The sequence below is a fragment of the Pantoea dispersa genome (assembly GCF_014155765.1).
Lineage (GTDB): Bacteria > Pseudomonadota > Gammaproteobacteria > Enterobacterales > Enterobacteriaceae > Pantoea > Pantoea dispersa.
This window is the reverse complement of the sequence record NZ_SCKT01000013.1, coordinates 10,747-35,124: the sequence shown is the minus strand read 5'-3', so window position 1 is coordinate 35,124 and position 24,378 is coordinate 10,747. Positions and strand designations below refer to the sequence as shown.

The following is a 24,378-nucleotide window of genomic DNA, read 5'->3' as shown; positions in this document are numbered from 1 at the left end:
TTTAACGCGTCCAGCCTCTCAAGACTCCATCCTGCTAAACGGTATATTACAGAGCGCTGACTTTTCAGCTTCAGACAGGCGTTATTGCAGTCTTCATCTGAAATTTCATTGAGCAGCTGTTGAGCTTTACCTTCCTCAAGGTGGTTGCTGAAATATCTGATGAGCAGCATTCTTTTTGATACGGAGGTAATGTCGGTCTTCAGTTCAGAAATCAGCGACAGTGCATCGTCACGTGTAATGACAGATTTTTGCTCATACTAGGCGTCCTGAACTGCAGGGTGGTCCGGAAACTGCTGCAGAAGGCTGATCAACAACGCTTTGCGTCTCTCTTCAGATGGGATCTTGTCGATGACCAGTGCCGGATAAATGTTTTCGGCATAGGCGGCGGATTCAGGCGTGTAATAAAAACGGCTGGGCGATTTACGGTAAAAATCCAGTCTGAGGTCAGCAGCCTGCCCTGTGTTGTACTGACTGGTTGTTTCCCAGTACAGCGGCTCATGTGTATTTTCATCTCTGTACGAGATGAAAGCATGATGCGGGGCATACACAATTTCAGCCTCGCGGCCTGCCGCGTGCATGGCATCGATTAACAGATAAGCGTTCAGGTCGCAGTCTGAGTAATGTCCGGCCCAGCCGTCTGATACGGCCTGCGCAGATGAGTAATAAAAATGCCTGCCCAGCAGACGGTTTGCACAGGCAAGATAATCCTTATTGCTGAGTGCTGTATCACAATGTTTTTCAACATCGCTGAGCCAGTCCTGCGTGTTACCAAATGCCAGGTTTGCTTTTTTTTCTGACGCAATTCCAGCCCACCTGTCGAAGTTAATCAGACGATGAGTCAGAAGTTCAGGATCATAGCTGCCTGAGATATCTGCACGTGAACGCGCAGGCTGCTCATGTTTTCTGTCTTTGTAATCAGTGTCATACCAGTTGCAGACAAACACATAGCTAAACGCACATACCATCAGGATGGCGAGAATAAGCATCTCGTATTTTGTTTTCACTCACAGTTCCTCATTCCCTTAAAAACGACAGTCCACGTAAAGCATGGGCCCTTTATCCCTGTTATCGGCTGGCTGTCTGTTGATTTTATCTGAGCCGTTAAATCAATCAGACATCATATCCTGTTACGGAGCGTCACTACATGAAACTCAGGCAGTTCCTTCTTTCCACCACTGTGGCACTGTTCATTAGCGCACCTGCGCTGGCCGACGTGCAGGGCGACCTCAACGGCTACTTTGGCAGCCTCGGCTTTGACGGCAACGTCTCAAAAGCGCAGGCGTGGCAGGGGCAGGCCGCGGGCTACTTCACCGGCGGTTCGGTTTATCTGCGTAACCCCGTCAAACAGGTGCAGCTCATCTCGATGCAGGTGCCCTCGCTGAACGCGGGCTGCGGCGGCATCGATGCCTACCTCGGGGCGTTTTCCTTTATCAACGGCGCCGAGCTGCAGCGGTTCGTGAAGCAGATTATGAGTAACGCCGCCGGCTACGCCTTTGACCTCGCGCTGCAGACGATGGTGCCGGAGCTCAAGCAGGCAAAAGACTTCCTGCAGAAGCTGGCCTCGGACGTGAACTCCATGAACATGAGCTCCTGTCAGGCAGCGCAGGGCATCATCGGCGGCCTCTGGCCGGTGTCGCAGGTGTCCAATCAGAAAATCTGCCAGGACATTGCCGGCGAGAGCAACATTTTCTCTGACTGGGCGTCGTCGCGTCAGGGCTGCACGGTGGGCGGGCAGGGTGACAGCGTCACCAGCAGGGCGTCTGACAAAGACAAAGACCAGGTGCTGAAAAACAAAAACCTCATCTGGGACGCGCTGGGCCGCAACCACCTGTTCGACGGCAACCGTCAGCTGAAGGAGCTGGTGATGAGCGTGGTGGGCTCCATCATCTTCAACAAGGACGGGCAGGTCACCATCCTGACCCCGCTGGTCGATAACCGCGACATCATCAATGTCCTGATGCGCGGCGGTACCGCAAAAATATACAGCTGCGACGAGCAGGATCTGTGCCTCGGGCCCATGCCTGCAGATGTAACGGTCAGCAGCGATGTGGCGCTGGTGACGCAGGTCCGCAACATCATGATTTCCATCGACAGCAAGCTCAGCGCCGACACCGGCCTGTCAGACAGGGAAAAGGGCTTTATCAACACCACCTCGGTGCCGGTGCTCAAGTACCTGACCAACTCACGCAGCATGGGCATGAGCCCGACCTACCTTATTCAGGTCGCGGACTTCATCGCGCAGGACATGATGATCCAGTACCTGCAGGAGCTGGTGAAGCAGGCGAGTCAGTCGCTGGCGGGTAAAAACTTCCCGGAACAGGCCGCCGGCGAGCTGCGCAACAACGTGCAGACCGCGACCTCCCTGCTGGCGCAGATGAAGCTGCAGTCGACCGCCGACCAGAACGCGCTGGACGGTATCGATCGCAACATGCAGTACCTGCAGCAGCAGGTATCGACCATTATCTCAACGTCCTATCAGGGCAACTATCAGTGGGGGACCGGCAATGACTGATTCTATGGTGCCGGACATGATCGCAGCGTCCTGGCAGGGCAATTCTCAGCGGGGTATCCGTCATGACTGAAGTCTGGACCATTTACGGCGGTGACATGTGGCGGCAGGTGTTCAACGGCGTCGTCACCGTCATCGGCGCCGGCACCTTTACCACCCTGCTGCGCATCGTCGGCCTGTTTGGCGTGCTGGGCGTGGTGGTGTCGTTTGTGAAAACCCGCAACCCGATGGTGTTTCTGTACTGGCTGGCGGTATTCATGTTCATCACCTCCGCGTTGCTGGTACCGAAGCGCAGCGTGCAGATCCACGACATCACCGACCCGGCGGCGGTGTACGAGGTGGACAACGTGCCGGCGGGGCTGGCCATGATTGCGGGCCTGTCTACCGGGGCGGGGTTCGGGGTGGCGCAGCTTTATGACTACACCTTTGCCCGCCCGGACTCGCTGACCTACACGAAGTCGGGCATGCTGTTCGGCTCGCAGGTGGTGGCGCAGACCACGGACTTCCGTTCGCAGAACCCGCAGCTGGCGCAGATGCTGACCGACTACGTCGAGAACTGCGTGGTGGGCGACATCCTGCTCAACAACAAGTACACCGTGTCGCAGCTGCTCAACAGTACCGATCCGCTGACGCTGATCACCGACAATCCGAGCCCGCTGCGCGGCCTGTATCAGGACACCGGCGGCGGCCGGCAGTTCATTACCTGCCAGCAGGCGGCGGCGGTCATCAAAAACCTTATCGGGGCGGACGTGCGCATCGGCGGCACCACATGGCATAAGCTTGCCACGCGCGTGTTCGGCAGCCGGGTGAGCGCCGACAGCCTGCTCGGCAACGCGATGGACGAGAGCTACAACTTCTTTTACGCGGGCGGGCTCAGCGCCTCGCAGATTATGCGCAACAACATCACCAACGCGGCCATCCGCGACGGCTGGAAGGGGTTTGCTGCGCGCTCGTCGGATACCGCGAACCTGGTGAACCTGGCCACGGAGTCCAGCCTGACCAAGCAGCGCCTGAGCTGGGCCTCGTTTGGTACCATCATGGGCCGTATGCTGCCGATGTTCCAGTCGCTGCTGATGCTGATACTGATTGCGCTGTTCCCGATGGTGATCGCGTTGGCGCTGGTGAATCACACGATTTTCGGTCTGAACACGCTGAAGATCTACGCGGGTGGCTTCCTGTACTTCCAGATGTGGCCGGTGATGTACGCCATCCTCAACTCGCTGGCCAACTTCTACCTGCAGACCAAAACCGGGACGACGGCGCTGGTGCTGTCTAACCAGGACCAGGTGGCGCTGCAGCACTCGGACGCGGCCAACATTGCGGGCTACCTGAGCGCCTCTATCCCGGTGCTGTCGTTCTATCTGACCAAAGGGGCCGGGGCCATCGCCTCGCAGGTGGCGGGCAGCGTCATCAGTTCGGCGGCGTTTACCACCGGCGGGCAGGCGTCCACCACGGCGGACGGCAACTGGTCGTTTAACAACATGTCGATGGACAACGTCAGCGCCAACAAGTTTGACACCAACATGCTCCGCCGTTCGGGGTCGCAGAGCGTCCAGACCGGCAACAATGCGATGATGACGCAGACGGCGGACGGCCACACGGTGGTGGATACCAGCCAGGCGATATCCAATCTGCCGGTGAGCATGCGGCTGAGCTCGCTGGCCAGCAGCGGGTTTTCCGAGCAGGCGCGGCAGGCGGAGCAGCAGGCGCAGAGCTCGCTGGATGGCTATAACCACAGCGTGACCAGCGGCTTCCAGCAGCTGAACCAGCTGACGCAGCAGAGCGGCAACAGCGACAGCGTGACCCAGGGCAGCGACAACAGCGTGGCCACGAACATTTCAAAAGGCACAAGCCAGATGCAGTCTGCCGTGGAGGGGTATGCGAAAGCCAACCATATCTCCCAGCAGGAAGCTTACAGTCGGCTGTCTAATGCTGCAGTAGATCAATCTGTAAATGCTGGGGTAAGTGGTAAGTTTGATTCGAGCAAAACGCTCTGGGGCAAAGCCGGTGAATGGGCTGTTGGGGTCAGTGGTGAAGCGCATCTCGGAGCTGAAAAGAAGGGGAGCTTAAGCGATCAGCATGGGGTACAGGACTCGCATTCAGCCGGCACAGACCTTCGTCAGGACAAGAACAGCCAGTATGTGCGTGATTTCCGTCAGGGTGTGGACATGGTGACGTCGACCCGCCTGAGCGAGTCGGGCAGCCACACGGACAACCAGTCGAACTCACTGGCACAACAGTTCGCGGCGACGCTTAACGACGCAAAAAGTCAGTACCATCAGTACACCGAAAGCAGCACGCGCAGCCAGGAGTTCAGCCGTATGGCCACGCTGTCGCAGACGCAGAGCGCGAGCCTGGATGCCAACTACAACCAGGAGTTCGTGGACTGGACCACCGCGAAGTACGGCAGCGACGCGCAGAACATACTGACCAACGTCCGGAGCGCGCAGGGTGCGGCTACCGAGTTTATGCACGAGCGGCTTGAGCCGGAAATCATGCGGAATTATGCAACACGCAGTGACCAGGTGAATAGTGAGCCGCTGCAGCCCACCCGTTCGCCGGATGCGCCGGGTGCCGGTGCCCCGCTGCCCGCAGGGGGATACGCCGGAAGCGGCAGTCAGGGCGGCATTCGTGAGCATCAGTCTGGACTTTCAACAGAGCGTTCTGGGGGGGCGGAGAGCAGCGAACAGCAGAACGGCCGTGACGTACTGGCGGGTGAATCGCAGGCACCGCACAGCGGAATCCGCCGCGTAACGGCAGCGGACGTACATGACCAGGAACGTCACCTCAGTGTTCCGGCAGACGCCCCGTCTCAGACCATGACCGATAATTTCCACAGCGGGTCGCAACGCGTAAGTGAAGAGGCCTCGGGTGCCGGCATTCAGAGTAATGTGGCAGACAGGGTCGCAGCACAAAGATCTGGCCTGATGGAAACTGTCAGGGATAATGACGGGAAAATCGCCGAAAATAAAACCACTGTTCAGACGTCCAGTGATATACTGAAAGGAGAACATGATAAGGGGCAGGGGCAGTTTGCCAGAGGCTTTGTAACGGAGCAGGGCAAACAGAAACTATGGACGCACACACCTGAAAATAAAGAGTTTGAGGAGAAGCTGCAGGAACTCCGCAGACGAACCGGCAACTGATACAGGAATTTAACGATGGCTACCATGACGCGCAATGACATCAGTAATGACGTGAATATGCTGGTACAGAATCTGGAAGACAAAAACCGTCCACTTGTTTCGCCTGCTGCTGCTTTAAAACTGAGTATGACGTGGCCTGTCGGCTGCGTCTCAGGGTACGTACTGGCACTGCTCTGGATGGCATACAACTTCACTCCGGAGCAGGACCTTTTTGGGAATAGTGTGGACTTCACTCAAAAAATGGACATCGAGATATCATTTACAGGTGTAATTATATTGATGGCATTAGGTGTTGGCGCATCTCTTTATAATTCAGCCTTGGTATATCTTTCCTTTGATGAAGAAATACGTAATAGCTCTTTAGTGATCAGTCGGATTAAGAAGCTGATTAGCCGACTTGCTATCGGATCCTTGGTTATAAATTTTATGATCGCGCTTATGAGCGTTCTTTTTAGGCCTGAATTTATTGTAATTGGAGCATTTTTTTTCGTGGCGTCTATGATAGTCATTCAGATGGTGATTAGCGCAGAATTAACTCGCTATGGCATTGCCGGCGCGATGAATAAATTCGCCAGACTCGTTAAAAAGATTGGCTATTTGCATTCTGAGGTAGGAGCGCAAATTTAGTCAAGAATTGAAATCCATCCCCTTTTGTGCAAAACCTGGTTGACATTCGCAAATTGACTACAGTACCGTTCTGTGCAAAAAGTGGTTGGAGTCCAGAATGAACGAATTTACGGGATCGGCAGCTTCACAGGCTGACTTTATTTGGAAGAATGCGGAAGACCTTTGGGGGGACTTCAAGCATACGGACTTTGGCAAGATCATTTTGCCGTTTACCTTGCTGCGCCGCCTGGAGTGTGCGCTGGAGCCGACCCGCGAGGCGGTGAGAGAAGCGCTTGACGCTTTCAAGGATGCCGATGTTGAGCTGGATACCATTCTGCGCTCAACCGCTGAATACCCCTTCTACAACACCTCTGAATACTCCCTCGGCACCCTTGGTAGCACCAAGACGCGCCGCAATCTGGAAGACTACATCGCCCTGTTTTCGGATAACGCCCGCGCTATCTTCGAGGAGTTTGAGTTTGGCAATACGGTGATCCGGCTGGAGAAAGCGGGCTTGCTGTACAAGATTTGCCAGAACTTCGCCAAGATCGACCTGCACCCGGACGTGGTTCCGGATCGGGTGATGAGTAACATCTACGAACACCTAATTCGCCGCTTTGGTGCCGAGGTCAATGAAGGGGCCGAGGACTTCATGACGCCGCGCGACATCGTTCACCTGGCGACCGCATTACTACTTGACCCGGATGATGCCCTGTTTGAGGCCAGCCCCGGTTTGATTCGTACTCTGTATGACCCGACCTGTGGCACGGGTGGCTTCCTCACCGATGCAATGAACCATGTGGGCGACTATGGTAACCGCGACAAGATCCCGCCAGTGCTGGTGCCGCACGGGCAGGAGTTGGAGCCGGAAACCCATGCGGTTTGTGTGGCCGGTATGCTGATCCGCCGTTTGGAGTCCGACCCTGGCCGAGATCTGTCGAAGAACATTCGTCAGGGCAGCACGCTGTCCAACGACCAGTTTGCCGGTGAGCGTTTCCACTACTGCCTGTCCAATCCGCCTTTCGGCAAGAAATGGGAGAAGGACAAAACTGCCGTCGAAGCGGAACACAAAAAAGGCGAGCGGGGCCGGTTTGGTCCGGGCCTGCCGAAAATTAGCGATGGCTCCATGCTGTTTTTGATGCACCTGGCGAGCAAGCTAGAACTGCCGATCAACGGCGGTGGCCGCGCCGCTATCGTGCTGTCGGGTTCGCCACTGTTTAACGGCGGTGCCGCGTCTGGCGAATCGGAAATACGCCGTTGGTTGCTGGAAGACGACCTGATTGAAGCCATTGTAGCTCTGCCAACGGATCTGTTCTTCCGCACCAATATCGCCACCTACCTGTGGATTCTGTCCAACAAGAAGCCGCAGGAGCGCAAAGGCAAGGTGCAGTTGATCAACGCCACCGACCTGTGGGCTCCAATCCGCAACGAGGGCAACAAGCGCCGTATTGTCAGCGATGAGCAGCGCCGCCAGATTCTGGACATTTACGCCGCAGGCGAAACCGGTGCGCTTTCCCGGATGCTGGACTACCGTACCTTTGGATACCGCCGTATCAAGGTCCTGCGCCCGCTGCGTATGACCCTGGAGCTGGATAAGGTGGGCATGGAGAGGCTGGAAGCCGAAGCTGCCTGGGAAAAGCTCTCTGACGCGCATCAGACATTCTGGCGCGAAGCCCTCAAGCCGTTGATCGGGCAAACGCAGCCCTATAGCTGGGCAGAAACCTTTGTTAGGAACTCTATCAAGTCCGACGAAGCCAAGCAGCTCAAGGTCAAATCCAGCAAAACATTGATCATCGCGCTGATCAACGCCTTTGGTCACAAAGACCCGAAAGCCGAGCCAGTCACGGATTCCAACGGCGAGCTGGTGCCAGACACAGATTTAACTGATTACGAGAACGTCCCCTATCTGGAGGACATCGACGACTACTTTGCTCGCGAAGTGCTTCCTCATGTGCCGGATGCCTGGATGGATGAGAGCTTTACCGATGCCAGGGATGGTCAATTGGGCCGCGTTGGCTACGAGATCAACTTCAACCGCTTCTTCTACCAGTACCAGCCGCCGCGCAAGCTGCAAGATATTGATGAAGACCTGAAGCAAGTAGAAGCCGAGATTGCCGCGCTACTGGCGGAGGTGGCCAGCGAATGAGCCAGTACAGAGCATATCCCGCGTACAAGGATTCCGGTATTGAGTGGATTGGGCAGGTGCCTGAGCATTGGAAGGTAGCGAGAGTCAAGCGACTGGCGTCATTGCGCAATGAACGACGAAATGATGTATCTACTGATACCATTTATATCGGACTTGAGGATGTAGAAGCAGGATCAGGGCAGTACAAGCCAACGAATGGAAGCTCTCGTCAATCAGAAGATTCAACTGTAGGCATCTTTTCTGAAGGGGATGTCCTGTACGGTAAGCTGCGTCCATATTTGCGAAAAGCCATTATTTCAGAGATGGCAGGGTGCTGCTCAACAGAATTTTTGGTTCTGAGGGCTGAAAAAACAGAACCCAGATGGCTGCAAGAATGGCTTTTAACTCCTGATGTAACGCATCAAATAGAGTTAGGATGCGAGGGAGCCAAAATGCCTCGTGCAGATTGGGAGCATATCGGTTCAATTGAAGTTGTATACCCAGATCAGCCTGAGCAAGCGCAAATACTAACCACCCTCGACCGCGAAACCGCCCGTATTGATGCGCTTGTCGAGAAGAAAACCCGCTTTATTGAGCTTCTGAAGGAAAAGCGCCAGGCGCTGATTACACATGCGGTCACCAAGGGGCTAGACCCCAACGTGAAGATGAAAGATTCCGGCGTTGAATGGATTGGGCTGGTGCCGGAGCATTGGAAGATTGCGCAGATTAAGCGTATTTCCGCATTGAATCCCAGAAAATCGACCTTAAGCGAGGAAAAGGATTCTCTTTGCACATTTCTCCCTATGGAAAAGCTGAGAAACAATGCTGTAACACTCGATGAAACTCGTCCTATTCATGAAGTGTATGGTGGATATAGCTATTTCTGCGATGGCGATATTCTAATCGCCAAGGTAACGCCTTGCTTTGAGAATGGAAACATAGCGGTAGCCAATGGTCTGGTTAACGGTATTGGGTTTGGCTCTACAGAAATCAATGTTCTTCGGGTAAATGGAAAGGGACATAACCGGTTTCTTTACTACCGTCTGCAAGAAGAGCAGTTCAGAACAATTGCCAAATCTGAGATGAGAGGCACTGGGGGTTTAAAGCGAGTTCCAACGGATCTGTTTGAGTCATTTACTATCGGGCTTCCCGATACTGACGAACAAGCCACCATCGCGGCCACCCTTGACAGCGAAACCGCCCGTATTGATGCGTTGATCGGCAAGGCAGAGCAAAGTATTACCCTACTCAAAGAGCGCCGCTCGGCCTTTATCACCGCCGCTGTCACCGGCCAGATTGATTTGCGAGGAAGACAATAAATGCAATCAGCAGCACATCAGGAAAAACACTTCCAGCAATACATCATCGACCGGTTGGTAGATGAGGGCTGGAAGCTGGGTGATTCCAAGTTCTACGACACAGAGCGGGCGGTGTACCCCGAAGACCTGGAAAGCTGGATTAAAACCAGCGGCCAGCAGGAAAAATGGGACAAGCTGGAACGGCTCAACGGGGCCAAAACTCTTGAAGTGCTGATGGATCGCTTGGATAAAGCACTGGAGAAACAAGGCACCATGCAGGTGTTGCGCCAGGGCTTTTCCATTGCCGGTTGCGGCCTGATCGAGATGACCGAGGCCGCACCGGAAGACAAGCGCAATGCAGCAGTCATTGAGCGCTACCAGGCCAATATCCTGCGCGTGGTGCCGGAGCTCAAGTATCACCCGGCCCGTGAATTTGCCATTGATCTAGTGCTGTTTATCAACGGTCTGCCGGTGGCAACCGTCGAACTGAAGACCGACTTCACCCAGTCCTGCGAAGCGGCTATGGATCAGTACCGCAATGATCGCCTGCCGTATGACGCCCAGACCAAACGCCGAGAGCCATTGCTGACCTTCAAGCGTGGGGCGGTGGTACATTTCGCCATGTCCGACTCTGAAATCATGATGGCGACCAAGCTGGATGGAGAAAACACCTTTTTCCTGCCGTTCAATAAGGGGCGCAAGGATGAAAGCGGCACGGTACATGCGGGTAACCCGCCAGGTGAGATTAAGGCCGATGGTACCCAGGAATACCCGGTAGCCTACTTCTGGGAGGCGGTCTGCCAGCCGGATGCCTGGCTGCGGATTTTCCATAGCTTTGTCTACGTCGAGAAAAAGGACGTGGTGGATATTCAGGGCAACTGGTCGAAGAAAGAAACACTGATTTTCCCGCGCTTTCACCAATGGACGGCAGTGAACCAGATGCTGGCCGATGCTCGCGAAAATGGCGCAGGCATGACCTACCTGTGTGACCACAGCGCAGGTTCCGGCAAGACCAGCACCATTTCCTGGACGGCCCATGACTTGGTGAAACTGCGCGAAGATAACGGCGACGCGGTATTTAACAGCGTGATCATTGTCACCGACCGTAATGTGCTGGACGGCCAGCTTCAGGACGCTGTGAAGCAGATTGACCATCAGTTTGGGGTGATCGCCGCCATTGACCGGCAGAAGTCATCCAAGTCCAAGAGCAAGCAGCTCTCGGATGCCTTGTTGTCTGGCACGCCGATTGTGGTAGTCACGATCCAGACCTTCCCCTACGCGATGGAAGCCATCATCACTGACAAGGCCCTGAAAGGGAAAAACTTTGCTGTGATCATTGATGAGGCGCATAACTCGCAGACTGGCTCTACCGCCGCTAAGCTGCAAGCCGCGCTGGGGATGAGCGGACAAGGCAAGATGTCCACCATGACGGTGGATGAACTACTGGAGCAACTGCAAAAGTCTCGCGCCCGCCCGGACAATATCAGCTACTTCGCCTTTACCGGCACGCCCAAGCACTCCACTTTGATGCTGTTTGGTCGCCCGACAGATCCAAGCCAACCGATCTCGGACGATAACCCGCCGCAAGCCTTCCACCTGTACACCATGCGCCAAGCCATTGAGGAGAAATTCATTCTCGATGTGTTGAACGGCTATGTGCCCTACAAAACGGCCTTCAACCTTTCCAAGCAGCTTGAAGACAGCAAGCGGGTAAGCGGCAAGGCCGCCAAACGCGCCCTGGCACAGTGGATGTCATTGCATCCCACCAATGTGACCCAGAAGGTACAGTTTATCGTTGAGCACTTCACCAAAAACGTCGCCCACCGGCTGGATGGCAAGGCCAAGGCGATGGTCGTGACCAGCTCCCGTGCCGCTGCCATTCGCTACAAGAAGGCGTTTGACCGCTATATCGAGCAGCACAGCGAGTACGGCTTTATTCATTCACTGGTGGCCTTCTCCGGCAAGATGACCGGTAAGCAGGTGATGCACCAAGATGACAGCGAGTTCAAGGATGATGTGTTTATCGTCGATGAGAACGAGGAGTTCACCGAGCAGAGTATGAACCCAGATGTCCACGGGCAGGATTTGCGCTTTGCCTTTGACCGCCCGGAATACCGAGTGATGTTGGTGGCCGACAAGTTCCAGACTGGCTTTGACCAGCCCAAACTGGTCGCCATGTATGTGGACAAGAAAATCGCCAACCATGTGGAGATTGTGCAGACCTTCGCCCGCCTGAACCGGACGGCACCTGGGAAGGATGAAGTCTTTATCATCGACTTCGTGAACGATCCAGAGAACGTGCGCAAGGCCTTTGCCACCTATGACAAGGGCGCTCACATCGGCGAAGTGCAAGACCTCAATGTGGTCTACGAGATCAAGGAGCGACTGGACGAGCACGGCCTGTACGACGAGAAGGACTTGGCCGTGTTCAAAGAAGCCCGCTTCAAGACCATACGTGACATCATCCATACTAAATCGCCACAGCACAAGGCGCTGTATGCCGCTACAGCTGGAGCGACGGCCTTGTATAACGACAAGATGAAAATGTTACGCGATGGCATGGCAACCTGGGAAGCAGCGTTTGAGAAGGCCCGCGCCAAGGGTGATGAGGCGGGCATGAAGTCTGCCGATCACCACCAGGATGAGTATGCCGAGCAAATCAAGGCGCTGATGGGCTTCAAGTCGGACTTGGGGCGCTTCTGCCGTACCTATTCCTATATCGCCCAACTGATTGATTTTGGCGACCCGGAGTTGGAGAACTTTGCCGCTTTCGCCAAGCTGCTGCAAAAGCGCCTTCAGCACGACGCACCGGAGACCGTGGACTTGACAGGCCTTGTGCTTACTGGCTTTGACATCAATGCTCGACCCGATGACGTAGAAGACGAAGGCAAAACCCCGGTATTGCAACCAGCAGGTGCAGGCGGTGGTGGCGCGGCAGGCGACAAGCCGAAATTCGTCAAAGAGATTATCGAGAGGCTCAACAGCCTGTTTGGTGAGGCGACGCCGATCCAGGATCAGGTGGCTTTCGTTAATCAGATTTCAGCGATTACCGGTGAAAGCGATGTCGTCATGGCTCAGGTGGAAAGCAACACCCGTGAGCAGGCTATGAAAGGCAACCTCCCTGGTGCTGTGCAGCAAGCGGTTGTTCGTGCTTTGTCCAGTCATCAGAAGCTGGCAACCCAAGTGCTCAAGTCTGACCGTCAGGGCATGACCGCATTGGTTGATATGGTGTATGACCTGCTGCGCGAAGGCAAAGACATCGATCTGGGTATGGATTAAGCCGATGCTTGACCTGCTGAATCTGCCAGGCATCAAGCCGGTCGATATGCGCCACGAAGGAAAGTGCCTTGTGATAGTTGCTGAGCCGGTAACGGTCGAGGTGCCGTTATGTGGGGACTGCAACATCCCTGTGCACAGACATGGTACGCGCAAAAACAAGTTCATGGACACGCCGTTGTACATGGAGCCCGTCCGCCTTGAAGTTCAGCGCCCGCGCTTTCGCTGTGAGTCGTGCGGAAAAATGTCCATGCCGGAGTTGAGTTTTCTGGATGACAAACGCCGAGCCACCAAACGGCTGGTCGATATTATTCGGCAACAGTGCCTGGGAACCACCTTCCATGCTTTAGCCGAGCAAACCGGTGTGGCGGTGAACACCGTCAAGAACATCGCTCACGATCTCATTGAGGAACTCTCCCAAACCGTTCGTTACGAAACCCCGGTCATCATGGGTATTGACGAAGTGAACCTGGCCGGAGGGTATCGCTGTGTAATCACCAATCTGGCAACCAACAACGTCTTTGATATGTTGGAGCATCGTACTCAAGAGCATTTGAAGCCCTTCTTCAAGGATTTGCCGGATGCTGACAAGGTGGAATGGGTCTGTACGGATATGTGGCGCCCCTTCAAGCGTTCCTTTGCTCAGTATCTCCCTAACGCCAAACTGGTAATCGACAAGTTCCATGTCGTCAAGATGGCCTCTGAAGCCCTGGAGACGGAGCGCAAGAACTATCAGGCACAGTTAAGCAAAGCAGATCGCATTTACGTCAAAAAGTCCATTCGCTGGCTCACCCTGAAGCGACCCGGCAACTTAACGCCCGCAGAGCAAAAGGCGCTGGAGGTTGTAAAGCAGGCGATCCCAGCACTTGCCATGGCCTATGACTTCAAGGAAGCCTTCTTCTGCATCTACGACGAACCCGACAAGCAGAGCGCTCAGAACGCCTTTGAGGCTTGGGAGAACAGCCTGCCGCCTTATGGCATGGAGCCTTTCAAAAAACTTGTAAAAACGGTACACAACCATTACGACGACATCTTTGCCTACTGGGATGCGCCGTTCTCAATCACCAATGGCTATACCGAAGGGCTCAACGGCTTGATCAAGATGTCCAACCGGTTAGGTCGAGGTTATAGCTATGAGATCATCCGTGCAAAGACGTTGTACTCCAAAGAAGCCCGCAAGGTTGGCAGTGGTATTCGAGCAGGACGAGGCAAGGTCGAGTATGGACCGCACATTCCGACATTGTTGAAGCAGGCAGAAGGTGGAGAGTTGGATTAACGCGAGAGAGGGCGCGTCTGAGAATCCAACCAATGTTAGATTTTCGCAGGGTGGTGAAAACAGAAAAATCCAACCAGAAGCAGCTTTTTGTCCGACTAAGAATCAAGGGTAAGAATGGATGAATTCCAACCCTTGAATGCAAATAGCCAAAAGATTTAAGTTCGCGCGGCTCCTGCCGATACCCCTTCCGGCACTCTGACGGAAGGGTTTCTCTCCAAATCCCTGTATAAAACAGCGTGCCCCGGGGCGCGCCTGTCCCGTTTTTTCCATTTAACAAGGATACGTCTATGAAATACCGTAACGCCTTCGTGGCGGCGATTGCCGCTGCCTCCCTGATGCTTTCCGGCTGTGGTGCCATGAGCACCGCCATCAAAAAACGCAACCTCGATGTCAAAACCCAGATGAGTCAGACCGTCTGGCTTGAGCCGTCCAGCCAGAAGACTGTTTACCTGCAGGTTCGCAACACCTCCGACAAGGACATGAGCGATCTGGAGCCGATGCTGGCGCAGGATCTGCGAGCAAAAGGCTATACCGTGACGTCAAATCCTGACGCTGCGTACTACTGGATTCAGGCCAACGTTCTGAAGGCCGAGAAGATGGATCTGCGTCAGGCACAGGGCTTCCTGTCCTCCGGCTACGAAGGGGGCGTAATGGGTGCGGCGCTGGGCAGCGGGATCACCGCCTACAACAGTTCTTCCGGTGGTGCTATCCTCGGCGTCGGCCTGGCGGCCGGGCTCGCGGGTATGGCTGCAGACGCACTGGTAGAGGATATTAATTACACTATGGTGACTGATCTGCAGATTTCTGAACGCAGCAAAACTGCCGTAACCACGGACAACGTGGCGGCGCTGCGTCAGGGCACTTCCGGCATCAAGCTGCAGACCAGCAGCGAAGAGGGCAACCGCATGAAATACCAGACCCGCGTGGTGTCAAACGCGAACAAGGTCAACCTGAAGTTTGAAGAGGCGAAGCCGGTGCTGGAAGCGCAGCTGGCGAAGTCCGTTGCCGGGATCATGTAATTCAGTCAGCTGACAGATGCGGGAGGCGCCATGCGCAGAAAAATTGAACGACTGGCGTCTTCACTGCCCGGCTTCCTGAATCTGATGCTGACAGCCGCCATCATCACCCTGCTGCTCGTGAACGTAACGGACAGCTGGCTCCCCTGGCGTTTTGTGGACGGGCTCAGGTTGCTCGATGCCGCGCCGGGTGGGGCGGGAACGGGAGAGTTCTGCCTGTTCATGCTGGCGGCGATGTTGCTTTATATCATCAGTATGGGGGCGTGCGGGCTGGTCCTGACCGCCGTGCTGCAGGCTGCCATAAAACGCATTCTGAAGCTTGCAGGCCGCTGAATTACCTGGTATTACTTAACGACCGGTGAGAACCGGCGGCACGCGCCTTAAGGAGAAATGAGAACACTCTCCTGACAACGGGGCGCCTGCCGCCCCCCGTCTGTGCCCCCGGGCAGCGGACACCGGGACAGCACCACCACCACGGGTGCTGTCCTCCTCCCTCACGGGATCCCCTTTTACGCTTTCCCCCCTGATGCACGGGGTGGCGGGAGCGTGGCTCTGATTTCCCTGACGTATTACTCCTGCGCTTCGCGCGCGTCGGGAATAGCGTTGTAACGGCTGTATTTAACCCCTGTTCTTAACTTCCTGAAGGAAACCCCCATGCTCACATTCAACGGTGCGGCACGCACCCTTATTGTCTGGACTACCCTGTTTTTTGCCTGGAGCGCCCTCGTGCTGTGGCAGTTCGGGCCTGACATCGTCAGAACCCTCATGACCCACAGCCAGCTCTACGCGTATGACCTTGCCACCCGCACGATGCAGGGCAATATGATGCCGCCGGGCGTTATCACTGCGCTGCTGGTTTTACTGGTGCTGACGGCCGGCGGTGTGCTGTCTGCCCTGACGCTCGCCTGCTGGAACCTGCTGTTCCTTGCCTGCGGTCTCCCCCTGATGGCTGGTCACTGGCTAATGCGCCGCACGGGACATAACCGCACGCCCGCACTGCGCACCCTGAAATAATCTCCGGGGCCCGTACGGCCCCTCAGCCACTTTCTCTCCCTGCAACAGCCTGCCCGCTTTCCCCGGGCGGGCTGCGCCTGCGCGCTTTCCGGAGTCTTCCATGAGTTTTACCCCTAAAAACCTCACCCGGGGTGGCCAGATGACGGCCTACCGCCTGCGCATGTTTGCGCAGGTCAACGGCTGGATCAGCGGCTGGATACTGCTTTTCTACCTTCTGGTTACGGGCGCCGCGTTCTGGCTGGTCACGCCGGAGGATGCGCTGCGCAACGGCTTCTGGTACGGGTGCGCCAGCCTGTTCAGCGGTTTTGTGCCTCTGATAAATCCGTCCGGGGCGGCGACCTGGGACGTGACCTGGCACTGTGGCACCGGTGCCCGGCTGTGTACGGCGAAACTGACGCTGGCGCAGCTGCTGACTGACCCGTGGATGCAGCAGCAGGGGGCCATCGTCCTGCAGAGCCTGCGGGTCTGTGCCGCCGCCTGCGGCGCGGCCTTCGCCGTTCTGCTGTGCGTGGTCTACTGGTACGTGGGGCGCATTGGCAGAAAGGAGAGCGAGGACGAGTTTATCTCGGGTATGACGCTCACCGATAAGCCGAAGGAGGTGAACCGGCTGCTGAAAAAGGCCGGCGAGAAGTCCGATCTGCAGATTGGCGGCCTGAACATGGTGAAGAACGCCGAGGTCATGAACTTTCTGATCCACGGCACCATCGGCGTCGGCAAGTCCACGCTCATCCGCTGGCTGCTGGACTATATCCGCCGGCGCGGCGACCGCGCGATCATATACGACTCCGGCGGCACCTTTATCGAGACGCACTACGACGAGCGGCTGGACAAAATCCTGAACGCGCACGACAGCCGCTGTAAAAACTGGGTGCTGTGGCGCGAGGCGCGCGACGTGGTGGACTACGAGAACATGACGGCGGCGCTGATGCCGGTGGAGGGCGACTCCGACCCGTTCTGGGTGTCTTCGTCGCGCACCATCTTCAGCGACACGGCCATGCAGTTTGCCTCACGCCCCGATCGCAGCATCGAGACGTTCCTGAAGACCTGCCTCTCGATCGACCTGAAAAGCCTGCGCGAGTTTCTCAGAAACACCCCGTCGGCCAACCTGGTCGAGGAAAAAATCGAGAAAACCGCCATCTCCATCCGCTCGGTGCTGACCAACTACGCCAAGTCGCTGCGCTACCTGCAGGGTCTGGATAAAGAGGGCAAACCGGAGTTCAGCATCCGAGAGTGGATGACCGACGCGCAGTACGACAGCAGCTGGCTGTTTATCTCCACCACAGCCCGCCACCGCAAGGCGGTGCGCCCGCTGATATCGATGTGGCTGTCGCTGGCCACCCTGCTGCTGCAGAGCATGGGGGAGAACAGCGACCGGCGCGTGTGGTTCGTCGGCGATGAGATTGCCAGCCTGCAGAAGATACCGGAGTTCAGTGAAACGCTGGCCGAAGCGCGCAAGTTCGGCGGCTGCTTCGTGCTGGGGATCCAGAACATCCCGCAGCTGGTGCACATCTACGGCCGCGAGATGGCCAAAGCCATCCTGGACCTGCTCAACACCCGCGCCTACGGCCGCTCGCCGAGCGCCGAGGTGGCCAAAATGGTGGAAGAGGAGCTGGGCCATCAGCGCCGGCGCGAGGCGCGCGAGCAGAACAGCTATGGCCTCGACCAGGTGCGGGACGGTATCTCCATCAGCAGGGACAAGGTCAACGAGCCCATCGTGGACTACGACCAGATCATGAAGATGCCCAACCTGCGCTTTTACGTGCGCCTGCCGGGCGAATACCCGGTGGTGAAACTGAGCCTGAAGTACCGCAAACAGAAGAAGTATCACCCTGCGCTGATGGAGCGCGACTTCCGCGACCGGCTGAGTCCCGAACTCGAGCGCATCATCGAAAGCAACGAGCGCAGCGCGCGGGCGGCGGACATTTCGTTCCCGACCGGAGATGAATTGCTGGAAGGGGATGACCGCGCTTCCGCGCCCGCACCGGTTAAACCTGCGGCTGTCTCACCGTCCGCCGCGCCGGTAAAAGCTGACGCCCCCGCGACGAAACCGGAGGCGGCCGCCGTGCAGGAGGCGAGACCGTCTGTCGCACCGGGCCAGCCTGCTGTTCCCGCTACGCCTGCCCCCGACATAAGCGCATCGTCAGGGTCTTCTAACGTGCGACCGTTCCCGCGCCGTGAAGTAGTTCCGCGCGTCACTACGGTTCCGGCTGAATCATCCACACCTGCCATTGTCCCGGAGGCCGATACCGCCACAGCACCGTCGGAAACCATCAGGGTTGTTTCCACGCCGGCACCGGCCAGGAAAGAGGCGGGTTCGCCGCTTTCTCCACTGGAGAGGATGAGAAGGCTCCAGAACAGCACATCAGGTAATGCAGAAACCGACAGCGAAGCCCCCGCGGGTGAAGCCCCCGAACTGCACATGCAGATGGAGAAAGACGACGGGGGCCGGCTGACCGTGCGGCACATCAGCCCGCATAAGACCGAACAGCAGCGTGAGGAGGAGCGCGCCGTACAGCACGGCGACGCCAACGAGCGTATGGCCGACGACGAAAAAAACATCCTGCAACACCGCGACGACTACGCGGCGTACCAGGAGATGAGTGACAGCCTGGACCCGGGAGGATATGAACGATGATGACCGTTGCTCCGGTGGCCTCTGCCGCCGACGCTGCCGGCTACTACAGCAGCAAGGATAACTATTACTTTCTGGACGACATGCCCACCCAGTGGCTGGGAGAGGGCGCGCGCGAGCTGGGGCTGGAAGGCCCGGTCGATCTCGATACGTTCACCGGAATTCTGCACGGCAGCCTCCCCAACGGTGTGGTACTGGGTAAGGACGTTCAGGGTGCACACGTGCACCGCCCCGGTCATGACTTTACCTTCTCGGCACCCAAGAGCGTCTCAATGCTGATCCTCGCCGGCGGCGATAAACGCCTGCTGGAGGCGCACCACGATGCGGTGAAAGAAACGCTGGCCATCATGGAACAGATGGTGAGCTCGCGCGACACGAAGGACGGCGTCACGCGCATCACGCCAACCGGCAAAATGGTCGCTGCGCTGTTCACGCACGACACTTCGCGTAACCTCGACCCGCAGATCCATACTCACGCAGTGGTGGCCAACGTGACGGAGCTGGACGGGAAGTGGAAAGCGCTGGCTACCGATGCGATCCACGGCGCCGGCTTCATCGAAACGGTGTACCGCAACCAGATAACGTACGGCAAAATTTACCGCAACCTGCTGAAAGGTAAGGCGGAGGAGATTGGGTATGAAACGTTGCCCACCGGCGGCCGGCACGACCTGTGGGAAATAAAGGGCTTTACCGGGGAGGTGCTGGACGAATTCTCATCGCGCCATCGTGAAATTCATGCGCGCGCAGGCGAAGACGCTTCGCTGAAAAGCCGCGACGTGGCAGCGCTGGATACGCGCCAGCGCAAGCAGGATATCAGTCAGTATGGCGCAGACGAAACGGTACCGTTACGCACCCGTCAGGAACCGCCCGCCTCACCAGAGCTGGCTGTGAATGCGTCTGACAGAGTCCCTGAAGCAGGCACTGAGGCGACGTTAAAATCTGCAGTCCGGGAGCAGGAAGAACCGATCGATAAGCCGGAAACCGCAGACGGACGGGCCCGTCTGCGTGATCGCTGGCAGCGGCAGATGGACGACGTCGGTTTTGATCTTCAGGGCGTCATGAATGAAGCCCGCGAGCGTGAAAAATCCCGGCCTGATGCCGGTGAGGTGCAGGACGCGCCAGTGCAGGCGATGGAGGCGGTCCGCACCGCCATTTCCGTGCTGAGCGACAACAAAACGCGGTTTACCTATGGGGACATCCTGCTGACCGCACACAACGCCGGTGAACTGCAGAACAGCATTCCGGACCTGCGCAGGGCGCTGGATCAGGCGATTCATGACAACCTGCTAGTGCCTCTCGACGGTGATAAGGGCGTATTTACCTCGCACATTCACCTGCTGGATGAGCTGTCGGTGCAGTCGCTGGCGGCGGATATTCTGAAAGAGAACTGGGTGGTCAGTTTCAGCCTCACCGGCAGTCCGGTTCCCGGGCACCTTGAGCACGTGGCCCGGGCGCCCGCCGTTATCATCAGCGCACCGGCCTCAGTCGGCCGTCTGCGTGCGGTAACAGAAGAACTGGTGACAATGTCACGTGAACAGGGGCGTGAGGTCAGTGTACTGACCAGTTCAGCCGAGCGCGCACTCAGCTTTGCCAAATCACCGGCGCTCAAAGACCGGCTTCTCCACCGCAGCCGTATGCTTGATGGCACCTTCAGCCTTGCTCCCCAGAGTACGGTCATCGTGGAAAGTGCGGAAAAGCTCAGCCTGAAGGAAATGCTGGTGCTGACCGGAGAGGCTCAGCTGCAGAACGCGCAGCTGCTGTTTCTGGACAGTGCCGGACGGCAGTCAAACGCGAACGCACTGTCCGTACTGACCGCAGCGGGGGTAGAACGTCAGAGCCTGAACGCACCGTCTGACGGTATTGAGGTCCGCGTGACCAGCATTCAGGACAAGCGCGAGCGCTATCGTGCACTCGCAGAGCGTTTTGCCGGAATGGACCCCGCAGACGGCCCCGTGACGGCGGTTGTGGCCGGTCCGCGTGAGCAGGCCCAGCTGACCGGTGTCATCCGGAATGCGCTGAAAGATGCCGGACGACTGGGGGAGGCGCCGGTCAGCATTGTGGCGCGCACGCCGGTGTATATGACAGCAAAAGAGCGTCGCCTCCCTCAGACCTACCGCGCCGGTATGGTGCTGGAAGACAGGTCGGAGAGAAATGAAACGCGTCACTACGTCATTGACCGCGTACATGATGAAACCCGCATGCTCTCCCTGATTGACGGGGATGGTGTACTGTCCCGTGTAAAGCTCAGCGCACTTTCCGGTGACTGGCGCCTGTTTACACAGTCTCAGCTGGAGGTTGCTGCGGGGGAGCGGCTGTTTGCGCTTGCCGGCGACAAAAACGCCGGGCTGAAGGCACGTGATCGCCTCACCGTCACGTCCGTTGAGAATGGCGCACTTGTCGTGCAGCGGGAGGGGCAGAAAAAGCCGCTGCGTATCGACCCGGCAAATCCGCTTTACGTTACATACGGCTACGTCAGTGCCCCCGGAAGCCGGGACAACGAGCACGGTACCGTGCTGGCCAGCCTCGGGGCTCAGGATCTGTCGGTCAACATGATTAACGCGCTGGCGCAGTCTGGCCATGAGGCCGAAATATTTACCGGCGAAGCCCTGAGCCGGGCGGAAGAGAAGCTCGGCCGCCTGCGCTCAACACGCTCCCCGCTGTCTCTGGTCCGTCAGGCCAGCGGGAAGGAAGACGCCAGTGAGGCCATAGACACGCTCAGTACGCAGCTGCTCTCTGACGCGCAGAAAGCCGTTACGCGCGGCGTCGCGCAGATGCGGGAGGTCGCTTTCTCCCGGACAAAACTGCTTGATGAGGCGCTGACGTTCTGTGGTGACCTGAAGCTCATCGAAAATGAAATTACCCGGCAGGTCAAGGAAGGTGATCTCATCGGGGTACAGACCAGCGGCGGGCCCCACTTCGTTGCGCGGTCCACATGGGAGATGGAAAAAGCCATCCTCGGTGAAATCGATCGGGGTAAAAACACACAGGTTCCGCTGATGGCACAGGTCGATCCGGCTCTCCTGTCAGGCCTGACGCAGGGGCAGAAAGAGGCCACCTCGCTTATTCTGAAGAGTCCGGACCGCTTTACGGCCGTGCAGGGGTATGCGGGCGTCGGTAAAACCACCCAGTTTAATGCGGTAAAGGCGGCTATTGATACCCTGCCGGCTGACGTGCGTCCGGTTATCGTCGGGCTGGGGCCGACTCACCGGGCGGTAAAAGAGATGGCGGGGACGGGCATTGATGCACAGACGCTTAAGTCGTTTGTACTGGACTGGCAGACGCGCAGCGCCGCCGGTGAGGACGTCCGCTACGACAATATGCTGTTTCTTATCGATGAGTCTTCCATGATCGGTAACCAGGACACCGCGGCGGCGTACCGCGCAATCGCTGCCGGCAACGGCCGTGCCGTGGCGGTGGGGGACATTGCGCAGCTGCAGTCGCCTGAGAGCGGCGCGCCGTTCCAGCTGATGCAGGAGCGGAGCCCGATCGACGTCGCGGTGATGAAGGAAATCGTACGCCAGCGTGATACGGCGCTGAAATCTGCGGTTTACAGCATCATCGGTAATGATTCCGCAGCGGCGCTGAGAAAGATTGAAAGTGTCGCGCCAGACGTCGTACCCCGCCGGGCAGGTACGGTGGTACCTGGCGGGTCAATTGTTCAGTCAGCAGACCCGGTGTCCAGCATTGTGGCTGACTTTATGAGCCGCACCGATGAGGCGCGTGAGCAGACCGTGATCATGGTGCAGTTGCATGAAGACCGCAGAGCCATCAACGAGGGCATCCATAATGCGATGGTGGTGGCGAAAGAGCTGGGCGGGGAAGCCCGGACCGTCTCTGTCCTGGACCGGATTAATGGCGGGCGGCACGATTTTAACCGCATAAAGGACTGGGAAACCGGTCAGGTGGTTATGGCAAACCAGCGGTATCTGCACGTTACCGGCGTGGACCACGAAAATGGCAACGTCACCCTGCGGGATGAAGCGGGGCGCACGCACTACTGGTCGCCGCAGGAGCTTAACGCAATGGAAATCGAGGTTTTTGAACACCGTGAAATTGAGCTGCGCACCGGTGACAGCGTCCGCCTGAGTAAAACCCAGAAGCAGGCCGGTCACGCTGCGCACGAGCAATACCGCGTCGATGAACTGCGCGAAAACGGTGAGATTGTTCTGCGTAACGGCAGCGGGGTGAAGGTCATCGACCCGGCGACAACGCTGGCAGACCGGCACGTGGATTACAGCTGGGCGGTCACCGGCTATGGTGCGCAGGGTGCCAGTGCCCGGTACTCGCTGGCGCTGGAAGGCGTGGAAGGTGCCCGTAAGCGGATGAGCGGCGCGCGGGCGTTTTATATCAACGTCTCACGCGCGAAGGACCATGTCCAGATTGTTACAGATGACAGAGCCGGCTGGATGGAGACGCTCGGCGTCCGGAAAAACGGACCGGCGACGGCGCATGACGCGCTTATGCCGGAGCCTGAGCGGGATCAGGCCCGGCGGATCTGGGCGATGGGGCAGGCCGCGTCGAAAACCGCAATTGGCCGTGCGTACCTGCGGTCAAACGGCCTCAGCGGCAGCCCCGTGACGGCACGTATCATCCCGCCGACGCGAAAGTTCCCTGAACCCCACCTGGCCCTGCCGGTGTTTGACGGTAACGGTAAACCGGCGGGCCTGACAATGGTTCCGCTGCGCCCCGGAAGCGGTGACGTCGATCGGGGGGCCGAGCGGCGTATCGTCACCGCTGGCGCGCAGGCTGCACTTGTACAGAAAAGCCGGAACGGAGAAACACTTGTGGTGGCCACGCTGGAAGAGGCGCTCAGCGCGGCGCGAAAATACCCGACGTCCGGCATTCTGCTGAAGACCGGGGACGCCGCTCCGTCTCCGCAGCTGCTGAAGGTTTCCGGCGGCCTGGAGCCGCTCGCCGGGGCGGCGGTGGAAGAGGCGGTCAGAAGCCTGCAGAGCCCGCCGCCTGTTCCGGATGAACCGGTCACGCCGGCGGCACCCACCGGCATTGGCGACGAGACCATCAGAGACCTCGTCAGGCAGGACGCGCATCAGCCTGATGTGCCGGACGCGCCGGAGGTGCAGTTCAGCGTCAGAGACGGGCGGGCAGACGTGGCGGCAGAGGAAAAGCTCGCCGCAGACCTCAGCCGTGCAGTTCCACAGGAGGCGGCTGACATTGAGCAGCCTGTGGAGCCTGTCGCGAAGCCTGCCGTGGACGAAACGGACCTGGCCGGCCGGGTTCTGGAAGGCAGCCGGCAGGCTTATCCGGAGGTCAGGATGCCGGAGGAGAGCCGGGAGCAGCCGGTGCCTTCAGGAAAAGGAGAATCAGAACTGGCAACAGAGCTTGCCGCAGGTTCGCGGACGTACAAAGAGATTGCGGCGGGGATCAGCATGCCGGCTCAGCACGAGGGGCCCGAGCGCCTGCCGCCCGAACTTTCTCACGAACCGTCCCGGAACATACAAAAAGAACGTTAATTACTGCGG

At 57.6% G+C, this 24,378-nt stretch carries 13 protein-coding genes; 12 read left to right on the top strand and 1 reads right to left on the bottom strand.

Features of this window, described 5'->3' with window-relative positions; all coding sequences use genetic code 11:
* Positions 1 to 257 precede the first annotated feature (257 nt).
* The gene (locus H7K56_RS22360) at positions 258 to 1,004 is read right to left on the bottom strand and encodes a hypothetical protein (RefSeq protein WP_150361418.1); all 747 of its coding nucleotides are present in this window, start codon (positions 1,002 to 1,004) and stop codon (positions 258 to 260) included.
* Positions 1,005 to 1,144: 140 nt separating this feature from the next.
* Here H7K56_RS22360 and traH point away from each other — a divergent pair, with 140 nt between their 5' ends.
* The 12 genes from traH to mobF all read left to right on the top strand — a co-directional run bounded on the left by traH (position 1,145) and on the right by mobF (position 24,369).
* Positions 1,145 to 2,512 carry a conjugal transfer pilus assembly protein TraH gene (traH, locus tag H7K56_RS22355; protein ID WP_150361417.1) on the top strand — a complete coding sequence of 456 codons (1,368 nt, stop codon included), beginning with the start codon at positions 1,145 to 1,147 and terminating at the stop codon, positions 2,510 to 2,512.
* A gap of 62 nt (positions 2,513 to 2,574) precedes the next feature.
* The gene (traG, locus tag H7K56_RS22350) at positions 2,575 to 5,655 is read left to right on the top strand and encodes a conjugal transfer mating-pair stabilization protein TraG (RefSeq protein ID WP_150361415.1); all 3,081 of its coding nucleotides are present in this window, start codon (positions 2,575 to 2,577) and stop codon (positions 5,653 to 5,655) included.
* A gap of 15 nt (positions 5,656 to 5,670) precedes the next feature.
* A complete protein-coding gene (locus H7K56_RS22345) occupies positions 5,671 to 6,282 on the top strand; it encodes a hypothetical protein (protein WP_150361414.1) in 612 nt (203 codons plus the stop codon).
* A 97-nt stretch (positions 6,283 to 6,379) separates the two neighbouring features.
* A complete protein-coding gene (locus H7K56_RS22340) occupies positions 6,380 to 8,407 on the top strand; it encodes a type I restriction-modification system subunit M (protein WP_150361412.1) in 2,028 nt (675 codons plus the stop codon).
* Positions 8,404 to 9,705 (top strand): restriction endonuclease subunit S, encoded by a 1,302-nt coding sequence (locus H7K56_RS22335; protein ID WP_150361410.1) that lies wholly within the window; start codon positions 8,404 to 8,406, stop codon positions 9,703 to 9,705. Before H7K56_RS22340 ends, H7K56_RS22335 begins: the two co-directional genes overlap by 4 nt.
* Positions 9,706 to 12,963, top strand: a complete 3,258-nt coding sequence (locus tag H7K56_RS22330; RefSeq protein ID WP_150361408.1) for a type I restriction endonuclease subunit R — start codon at positions 9,706 to 9,708, stop codon at positions 12,961 to 12,963. It abuts the gene before it with no gap.
* A gap of 4 nt (positions 12,964 to 12,967) precedes the next feature.
* Positions 12,968 to 14,236 carry an ISL3-like element ISKpn25 family transposase gene (locus tag H7K56_RS22325; protein WP_150361407.1) on the top strand — a complete coding sequence of 423 codons (1,269 nt, stop codon included), beginning with the start codon at positions 12,968 to 12,970 and terminating at the stop codon, positions 14,234 to 14,236.
* A 287-nt stretch (positions 14,237 to 14,523) separates the two neighbouring features.
* A complete protein-coding gene (traT, locus tag H7K56_RS22320) occupies positions 14,524 to 15,255 on the top strand; it encodes a complement resistance protein TraT (RefSeq protein WP_141496878.1) in 732 nt (243 codons plus the stop codon).
* Positions 15,256 to 15,285: 30 nt separating this feature from the next.
* Positions 15,286 to 15,585 (top strand): hypothetical protein, encoded by a 300-nt coding sequence (locus H7K56_RS22315; protein WP_150361406.1) that lies wholly within the window; start codon positions 15,286 to 15,288, stop codon positions 15,583 to 15,585.
* 321 nt (positions 15,586 to 15,906) lie between these two features.
* The gene (locus tag H7K56_RS22310) at positions 15,907 to 16,266 is read left to right on the top strand and encodes a hypothetical protein (RefSeq protein ID WP_150361405.1); all 360 of its coding nucleotides are present in this window, start codon (positions 15,907 to 15,909) and stop codon (positions 16,264 to 16,266) included.
* A 100-nt stretch (positions 16,267 to 16,366) separates the two neighbouring features.
* Entirely contained in the window at positions 16,367 to 18,901 is a 2,535-nt protein-coding gene (gene traD / locus H7K56_RS22305; protein ID WP_150361404.1) for a type IV conjugative transfer system coupling protein TraD, read from the top strand.
* Positions 18,898 to 24,369, top strand: coding sequence for a MobF family relaxase (gene mobF / locus H7K56_RS22300; protein WP_150361402.1), 5,472 nt, complete (start codon positions 18,898 to 18,900; stop codon positions 24,367 to 24,369). Before traD ends, mobF begins: the two co-directional genes overlap by 4 nt.
* Positions 24,370 to 24,378 lie beyond the last annotated feature (9 nt).

Excerpts from the sequence above, each read along its gene's own strand:
- H7K56_RS22345 (WP_150361414.1), top strand. The coding sequence starts at position 5,671 with ATGGCTACCATGACGCGCAATGACATCAGTAATGACGTGAATATGCTG.
- H7K56_RS22335 (WP_150361410.1), top strand. The coding sequence starts at position 8,404 with ATGAGCCAGTACAGAGCATATCCCGCGTACAAGGATTCCGGTATTGAG.
- H7K56_RS22330 (WP_150361408.1), top strand. The coding sequence starts at position 9,706 with ATGCAATCAGCAGCACATCAGGAAAAACACTTCCAGCAATACATCATC.
- traT (WP_141496878.1), top strand. The coding sequence starts at position 14,524 with ATGAAATACCGTAACGCCTTCGTGGCGGCGATTGCCGCTGCCTCCCTG.
- traD (WP_150361404.1), top strand. The coding sequence starts at position 16,367 with ATGAGTTTTACCCCTAAAAACCTCACCCGGGGTGGCCAGATGACGGCC.
- mobF (WP_150361402.1), top strand. The coding sequence starts at position 18,898 with ATGATGACCGTTGCTCCGGTGGCCTCTGCCGCCGACGCTGCCGGCTAC.
- traH (WP_150361417.1), top strand. The coding sequence starts at position 1,145 with ATGAAACTCAGGCAGTTCCTTCTTTCCACCACTGTGGCACTGTTCATT.
- traG (WP_150361415.1), top strand. The coding sequence starts at position 2,575 with ATGACTGAAGTCTGGACCATTTACGGCGGTGACATGTGGCGGCAGGTG.
- H7K56_RS22310 (WP_150361405.1), top strand. The coding sequence starts at position 15,907 with ATGCTCACATTCAACGGTGCGGCACGCACCCTTATTGTCTGGACTACC.
- H7K56_RS22315 (WP_150361406.1), top strand. The coding sequence starts at position 15,286 with ATGCGCAGAAAAATTGAACGACTGGCGTCTTCACTGCCCGGCTTCCTG.
- H7K56_RS22340 (WP_150361412.1), top strand. The coding sequence starts at position 6,380 with ATGAACGAATTTACGGGATCGGCAGCTTCACAGGCTGACTTTATTTGG.
- H7K56_RS22325 (WP_150361407.1), top strand. The coding sequence starts at position 12,968 with ATGCTTGACCTGCTGAATCTGCCAGGCATCAAGCCGGTCGATATGCGC.